Source organism: Paraburkholderia antibiotica (genome assembly GCF_012927125.1).
In the GTDB taxonomy this organism is placed as follows: Bacteria; Pseudomonadota; Gammaproteobacteria; order Burkholderiales; family Burkholderiaceae; genus Paraburkholderia; species Paraburkholderia antibiotica.
The window spans coordinates 1-2,458 of sequence record NZ_JABBFZ010000057.1; the positions used below are offsets into that span (position 1 = coordinate 1).

The window sequence follows — 2,458 nt, forward strand, 5'->3', positions numbered from 1 at the left end:
GCACGCAGATGCTCGCCTGGAAGCCCGCGCTGTCCTGCTGGCTGTTGTAGGTATTCGTGTCCTGCGGACTCGTGACCGTCAGGTTCCGGCCCACGTCCGCATCAACCGTATTGCCCGACGCAACGGCACCGATCAGGTTCGTGTCGCGCCCGCTCGTGATCGACAGCGTATCGGCCGCGCTGACCTCAGTATTCTGGTTCGTCACGCTGTTGCCGTTCACGTTGCCCTTCGAGCCGCTTGCCGCCAGCTCCAGCGTAAAGCCGTTCTGGGTGCCGCCAAGCCCAAAGCCGACACCGAGGCTCGCGTTCGTGCTGCTGTTGCTGCCCGTCTGCTGCGTCGTATCCTGGGCGGCGAGCAGGTTGACGTCGCGCGCCGCCTGCAGCGTTACAGATTCTTGACCACCGGAACTCAGTCGGTCAGCCAGTCCCTCGCCGGATTTCGAGGCCGACTGAATTTATAGTCCCCATTTTTTCCAACATATTCAGACACAATCTCTTGGTCAACGTTAACAACCACATAGCATCCAGATCCTCTATCCGTTTCAACGGATAAATTTTCAACCTTGATAAGCCAAGGTGATCGACCTGCCACAACACCGCTAATCTTCGCCCTATAAAAAAGAAGAGACCATCCCCCGCCTAAACTCGGTATCCTCTCCAAAATTGGATACATGATATTGCCATTCTCTATTTTCACCCTGCATGGATAGCAATAATCTTCAGGATAATGATCTCCCAAAACAAATAAACCGTCGTCTGTGTCGACTAACCAGCCGGATAGCTCAACATGAACACCACATCTTATTTCCTGAGAAGCCAGCATTTCTTGAACATCCATTTTCATTTACCTATCACAATTGCATTCACACCCTGCGACATAACTGAATTCAGTGCGCTTGCCAAAACTCCACGAGGCCCCGTGTATGGATCTCGAGTCATATAATACGCAACTCCATTCACTGTAGTTTCGCTATCCACAATGATGAAATGCCCCCCCACATTGACGATAACCGACTGCCCATTTGACAGCGCTTGAGTCAACTGCCCAGGCATCATCACAGTGTCGACAGTGTTTTGTACTCCGGCGTTTGATATTACGCTGGAAAGCTCTGTCGTACTGACTCCGGTTGGCCGAATACCAGTTGTGAAGCTTCCTATTACATCTGCTAGGCTAACCGAATCGCCGGTGCTATCTGAAATCACCATTGCCGCACATGCGGGTCCACATACCGGCGCATTTCCTTGCAAAACAACCGTCCCGCTTGGCTGATAAGGAATTGTCTTGGGTGCGCCAATCGCCCCTCCCGCGCCATCCAAGGAGCCAGCAACTCCACTATCTGTGGCTCCCGTAGTCGTTTGAACCGCCGTTCCAACACTGTCACCAAAAACGGCACCCAGTACGCCCGCCGCAATTTTACCGGCCATGTTACCCAGCACGACGCTCTCAGCAGGGTAGACCGGTGTGACTGCTCCATTCGGGGTTCCTGCCTGCTGCACCAGATCATTGGCAAACGCGCTCACCTGCTGGTCCGTCGGTCCATTCGGTGCAACGTAATATTGCGAGCCGATCCCGACCGAAGACGGCGTCTCCCCAATAGCAAGTCCGATTTTCGTGCCACCCGGCGTACCGAATAGCGACGAATCGTTGTACTGCGAACCGGTTGCCTGGAACGTCTTCAGCACGCCATCGTCGGCAACAACCGGGCCACCGCTGTTTGTAATGGGCTGGCCTGACATACCCTGCACAATCTGCTGCGCAGTAGCGAGATTTTGCTGGAACGTCTGCAGGTCCTGGTAATTGCCCGACACCTGGGCCGCCTGCGTCATCTGCGAAACGGTCTGGTTAAGCTGCTCCTGACCCTGGGCATCCACGTCGGCGTTTGCGACCAGCGTGAGCAGATTGCTCCAGTAGGCTGCGATCTGCGCCTGATCAGCCGGGTTCTGTGCTTGCGAGGCAGCGATCTCATTGGCCGCGTTTGCAATCAGCTTCCGCTCATCCGGATGCAACTTCCGGTTGTACAGATCCGCACCCAGCGCGCCGTTAGCCCCGCTCAGGGCACCGCCTGCGCCGCCCAATGCTGCGCCAGCGGCCGCACCCGCCGCACCCGCCACAACGTTCGTGACCAGCGACGCACCCGCCGTGTTACCCAGCGCATTGCCGACAGCACCCGCGGCCAGATCGCCTGCGACCGTACCTGCCACCGCGCCCGCGATGTTGCCGCCGCCCAGTGCCGCTCCTGCCGCCGCAACCCCGGCGTGCAACGCGATACGCCCCGCGCCATCCGCGCCCCACGTTGACGGGTCACTCTTCGCGAGCTGGTCGGCGATGTCGCCCGCGACCTGCATGCCCACCTGCACCGCGCCCTGCTGGACCGCCATGTCGTTCTGCACGTCCTGTGCATTGAACGTGTTCGCGACCGAGCCGTTGGCGTTTGCTGTGTCACGGCTCAACCCGGCCG

2 protein-coding genes and 1 pseudogene are annotated in these 2,458 nt (G+C 57.9%); all 3 read right to left on the bottom strand.

Annotation, left to right across the window (positions count from 1 at the left end; genetic code table 11):
• The coding region (locus tag HHL14_RS32665; protein WP_169501721.1) for a hemagglutinin repeat-containing protein at nucleotides 1-454 on the bottom strand (454 nt) is incomplete at its 3' end.
• A complete protein-coding gene (locus tag HHL14_RS32670; protein ID WP_169501719.1) occupies nucleotides 409-837 on the bottom strand; it encodes a hypothetical protein in 429 nt (142 codons plus the stop codon). The genes HHL14_RS32665 and HHL14_RS32670, both read right to left, overlap by 46 nt.
• Nucleotides 838-839: 2 nt before the next feature.
• Nucleotides 840-2,458: pseudogene (locus HHL14_RS33005) on the bottom strand (hypothetical protein); the annotation flags it as partial.

What these genes read in the sequence shown, in the direction of transcription:
- HHL14_RS32670 (WP_169501719.1), bottom strand. Translation starts at nt 837, where the DNA reads ATGGATGTTCAAGAAATGCTGGCTTCTCAGGAAATAAGATGTGGTGTT.